At 53.0% G+C, this 5,420-nt stretch carries 1 protein-coding gene and 3 rRNA genes; 3 read left to right on the top strand and 1 reads right to left on the bottom strand.

Translation table 11 applies throughout. From position 1 onward, the window contains the following. The 3 genes from AB0L95_RS41700 to rrf form a co-directional block, all read left to right on the top strand. A 16S ribosomal RNA gene (locus AB0L95_RS41700) occupies positions 1-1,322 on the top strand; the annotation flags it as partial. Between the two features lie 395 nt (positions 1,323-1,717). Beyond that, positions 1,718-4,599: ribosomal RNA gene (locus AB0L95_RS41705) — 23S ribosomal RNA — on the top strand. Positions 4,600-4,753: 154 nt separating this feature from the next. Beyond that, positions 4,754-4,866: ribosomal RNA gene (gene rrf / locus AB0L95_RS41710) — 5S ribosomal RNA — on the top strand. A gap of 105 nt (positions 4,867-4,971) precedes the next feature. Here rrf and AB0L95_RS41715 read toward each other — a convergent pair. Then, positions 4,972-5,106 carry a PAAR domain-containing protein gene (locus AB0L95_RS41715; protein WP_198108122.1) on the bottom strand — a complete coding sequence of 45 codons (135 nt, stop codon included), beginning with the start codon at positions 5,104-5,106 and terminating at the stop codon, positions 4,972-4,974. Positions 5,107-5,420 lie beyond the last annotated feature (314 nt).

A 5,420-nucleotide genomic window follows, 5' to 3' on the forward strand; every position in this document is an offset into this window, starting at 1 on the left:
TCGCGCTATAGGGTTGGCCGATGGCTGATTAGCTAGTTGGTGGGGTAAAGGCCTACCAAGGCGACGATCAGTAGCTGGTCTGAGAGGACGACCAGCCACACTGGGACTGAGACACGGCCCAGACTCCTACGGGAGGCAGCAGTGGGGAATTTTGGACAATGGGCGAAAGCCTGATCCAGCAATGCCGCGTGTGTGAAGAAGGCCTTCGGGTTGTAAAGCACTTTTGTCCGGAAAGAAATCCTTGGCTCTAATACAGTCGGGGGATGACGGTACCGGAAGAATAAGCACCGGCTAACTACGTGCCAGCAGCCGCGGTAATACGTAGGGTGCGAGCGTTAATCGGAATTACTGGGCGTAAAGCGTGCGCAGGCGGTTTGCTAAGACCGATGTGAAATCCCCGGGCTCAACCTGGGAACTGCATTGGTGACTGGCAGGCTAGAGTATGGCAGAGGGGGGTAGAATTCCACGTGTAGCAGTGAAATGCGTAGAGATGTGGAGGAATACCGATGGCGAAGGCAGCCCCCTGGGCCAATACTGACGCTCATGCACGAAAGCGTGGGGAGCAAACAGGATTAGATACCCTGGTAGTCCACGCCCTAAACGATGTCAACTAGTTGTTGGGGATTCATTTCCTTAGTAACGTAGCTAACGCGTGAAGTTGACCGCCTGGGGAGTACGGTCGCAAGATTAAAACTCAAAGGAATTGACGGGGACCCGCACAAGCGGTGGATGATGTGGATTAATTCGATGCAACGCGAAAAACCTTACCTACCCTTGACATGGTCGGAATCCCGCTGAGAGGTGGGAGTGCTCGAAAGAGAACCGGCGCACAGGTGCTGCATGGCTGTCGTCAGCTCGTGTCGTGAGATGTTGGGTTAAGTCCCGCAACGAGCGCAACCCTTGTCCTTAGTTGCTACGCAAGAGCACTCTAAGGAGACTGCCGGTGACAAACCGGAGGAAGGTGGGGATGACGTCAAGTCCTCATGGCCCTTATGGGTAGGGCTTCACACGTCATACAATGGTCGGAACAGAGGGTTGCCAACCCGCGAGGGGGAGCTAATCCCAGAAAACCGATCGTAGTCCGGATTGCACTCTGCAACTCGAGTGCATGAAGCTGGAATCGCTAGTAATCGCGGATCAGCATGCCGCGGTGAATACGTTCCCGGGTCTTGTACACACCGCCCGTCACACCATGGGAGTGGGTTTTACCAGAAGTGGCTAGTCTAACCGCAAGGAGGACGGTCACCACGGTAGGATTCATGACTGGGGTGAAGTCGTAACAAGGTAGCCGTATCGGAAGGTGCGGCTGGATCACCTCCTTTCCAGAGCTATCTCGCGAAGTTGAGCGCTCACGCTTATCGGCTGTTGATAAAGACAGAAAGTCTGTCTGTTTGCGGTTTAACCGGTTATAATGCCGGCCGCTTTCGATAATCATCAATGACAAACATTCGAATGACGATTGTTCGAGTCTTTGTCATTGGCGATTGAGCCAGTCAGAGTGATACGTAGTACGTATCGGCTGTCGTTCTTTAACAATCTGGAAGAAGTAAGTAATTTGGATAGCGGAAGCGTCTTGAGATGGACGTGAAAGTTATCCGGGTTGTGATTGTATCGATGTATCTCAAGATGATTCGAACTCTATGTTTGACTCAATTGGAATACGGCACAACGCGAGAACTCAACCTGTAGCGACTGTCGCGAGACAGACTCGTTATAGGGTCAAGCGAACAAGTGCATGTGGTGGATGCCTTGGCGATCACAGGCGATGAAGGACGCGGTAGCCTGCGAAAAGCTACGGGGAGCTGGCAAACAAGCTTTGATCCGTAGATGTCCGAATGGGGAAACCCACTCCTTTTGGAGTATCCATGGCTGAATACATAGGCCATGCGAAGCGAACGCGGTGAACTGAAACATCTAAGTAACCGCAGGAAAAGAAATCAACCGAGATTCCCAAAGTAGTGGCGAGCGAAATGGGATGAGCCTTGCACTCTTTATTTGTATTGTTAGCCGAACGCTCTGGAAAGTGCGGCCATAGCAGGTGATAGCCCTGTAGGCGAAAACAGTATGAAAGAACTAGGTGTGCGACAAGTAGGGCGGGACACGTGAAATCCTGTCTGAAGATGGGGGGACCATCCTCCAAGGCTAAATACTCGTGATCGACCGATAGTGAACCAGTACCGTGAGGGAAAGGCGAAAAGAACCCCGGGAGGGGAGTGAAATAGATCCTGAAACCGCATGCATACAAACAGTCGGAGCCTCGTAAGGGGTGACGGCGTACCTTTTGTATAATGGGTCAGCGACTTACGTTCAGTAGCAAGCTTAACCGTATAGGGCAGGCGTAGCGAAAGCGAGTCCGAATAGGGCGTTCAGTTGCTGGGCGTAGACCCGAAACCAGGTGATCTATCCATGGCCAGGATGAAGGTGCGGTAACACGTACTGGAGGTCCGAACCCACTAACGTTGAAAAGTTAGGGGATGAGCTGTGGATAGGGGTGAAAGGCTAAACAAACCTGGAAATAGCTGGTTCTCTCCGAAAACTATTTAGGTAGTGCCTCGTGTCTCACCTTCGGGGGTAGAGCACTGTCATGGTTGGGGGGTCTATTGCAGATTACCCCGCCATAGCAAACTCCGAATACCGAAGAGTGCAATCACGGGAGACAGACATCGGGTGCTAACGTCCGGTGTCAAGAGGGAAACAACCCAGACCGCCAGCTAAGGTCCCCAAATATAGCTAAGTGGGAAACGAAGTGGGAAGGCTAAAACAGTCAGGAGGTTGGCTTAGAAGCAGCCACCCTTTAAAGAAAGCGTAATAGCTCACTGATCGAGTCGTCCTGCGCGGAAGATGTAACGGGGCTAAGCTATATACCGAAGCTGCGGATGCGAGCTTTGCTCGCATGGTAGGAGAGCGTTCCGTAAGCCTGCGAAGGTGCCTTGTAAAGGGTGCTGGAGGTATCGGAAGTGCGAATGCTGACATGAGTAGCGATAAAGGGGGTGAAAGGCCCCCTCGCCGTAAGCCCAAGGTTTCCTACGCAACGTTCATCGGCGTAGGGTGAGTCGGCCCCTAAGGCGAGGCAGAAATGCGTAGCTGATGGGAAGCAGGTCAATATTCCTGCACCATTGTTAGATGCGATGGGGGGACGGATCGCGGAAGGTTGTCCGGGTGTTGGAAGTCCCGGTCGCTGCATTGGAGAAGGCACTTAGGCAAATCCGGGTGCGGAATTCAAGGGTGTGGCGCGAGCTCCTTAGGGAGCGAAGCAATTGGAAGTGGTTCCAAGAAAAGCCTCTAAGCTTCAGTCTAATGATGACCGTACCGCAAACCGACACAGGTGGGCGAGATGAGTATTCTAAGGCGCTTGAGAGAACTCGGGAGAAGGAACTCGGCAAATTGGTACCGTAACTTCGGGATAAGGTACGCCCTTGTAGCTTGACTGGCTTGCGCCAGAAGGGTGAAGGGGTTGCAATAAACTGGTGGCTGCGACTGTTTAATAAAAACACAGCACTCTGCAAACACGAAAGTGGACGTATAGGGTGTGACGCCTGCCCGGTGCCGGAAGATTAAATGATGGGGTGCAAGCTCTTGATTGAAGTCCCGGTAAACGGCGGCCGTAACTATAACGGTCCTAAGGTAGCGAAATTCCTTGTCGGGTAAGTTCCGACCTGCACGAATGGCGTAACGATGGCCACACTGTCTCCTCCCGAGACTCAGCGAAGTTGAAGTGTTTGTGATGATGCAATCTACCCGCGGCTAGACGGAAAGACCCCATGAACCTTTACTGTAGCTTTGCATTGGACTTTGAACCGATCTGTGTAGGATAGGTGGGAGGCTATGAAACCGGAACGCTAGTTTCGGTGGAGCCGTCCTTGAAATACCACCCTGGTTTGTTTGAGGTTCTAACCTTGGCCCGTGATCCGGGTCGGGGACAGTGCATGGTAGGCAGTTTGACTGGGGCGGTCTCCTCCCAAAGCGTAACGGAGGAGTACGAAGGTACGCTAGGTACGGTCGGAAATCGTGCTGATAGTGCAATGGCATAAGCGTGCTTAACTGCGAGACCGACAAGTCGAGCAGGTGCGAAAGCAGGTCATAGTGATCCGGTGGTTCTGTATGGAAGGGCCATCGCTCAACGGATAAAAGGTACTCTGGGGATAACAGGCTGATACCGCCCAAGAGTTCATATCGACGGCGGTGTTTGGCACCTCGATGTCGGCTCATCTCATCCTGGGGCTGTAGCCGGTCCCAAGGGTATGGCTGTTCGCCATTTAAAGAGGTACGTGAGCTGGGTTTAAAACGTCGTGAGACAGTTTGGTCCCTATCTGCCGTGGGCGTTGGATATTTGAAGGGGGCTGCTCCTAGTACGAGAGGACCGGAGTGGACGAACCTCTGGTGTACCGGTTGTCACGCCAGTGGCATCGCCGGGTAGCTATGTTCGGAAGAGATAACCGCTGAAAGCATCTAAGCGGGAAACTCGCCTTAAGATGAGATATCCCTGGGGACTAGATCCCCTTGAAGGGTCGTTCGAGACCAGGACGTTGATAGGTCAGGTGTGTAAGCGCAGTAATGCGTTCAGCTAACTGATACTAATTGCCCGTAAGGCTTGATCCTATAACAAGTCTGCCTTGTAGATCTGCGCCGTGCGACAGCACCGGCCGCGATCCAAAGCGACAAGTTGGATTCTCGTGTGTGATACACACAACTCAAGATTACTGCTTCTTCCAGGATTGGTTGTGCTGCGAAGCCAGCGCAACAACCCTCTTTGCCTGATGACCATAGCGAGTCGGTCCCACCCCTTCCCATCCCGAACAGGACCGTGAAACGACTCTACGCCGATGATAGTGCGGATTCCCGTGTGAAAGTAGGTAATCGTCAGGCTCCCTAAGCCAGAAACCCCCGCCCGAAAGGCGGGGGTTTTTGCATTGCAGCGACGGAAATGCGTGTGAAGCGGGCAAGGCCCGATTCATTTGAAATCAGAGAGCATCACTCGCTTGCCAAGAATTCTTGTTGGCTGGCGATCAGCGATGCGCCACATGCAGTCTTCATCCCGTCCAGCGCAACGGCGCGGCCTTCAATAGTGTACTGGCTGGAGCCCTGAACGATCGGGTAAGCTTTCAACTTATGGGTCTGCTTTCAGGTTGTGCTATCTACGTGTCGGGTGTCGTAAATGTTGAAAAGTCGCCCCATTGAATTTATTGGAGTTTTTCACTAACTCTGTCACGGCGTTTCGAGCTTTTTGACGCGAATAGTGAAAAAACTCGGCAGTCACGCCACAAAACGTGAAAATTTTTGCGGGTGGACCGCAGAGGCTCGCGGCACAAGGCTCTGCGCCGCGCGAACTGAGAGTGGAACTGATAGGCGTGAATCGCACGAGCATCGCGAGCGGCGGAAAATCTGCGAGGGTGGGACGCCGCGTCCCGCGAGCTGGCTTC

This window comes from Streptomyces sp. NPDC052036, from assembly GCF_040680495.1.
In the GTDB taxonomy this organism is placed as follows: Bacteria; Actinomycetota; Actinomycetes; order Streptomycetales; family Streptomycetaceae; genus Streptomyces.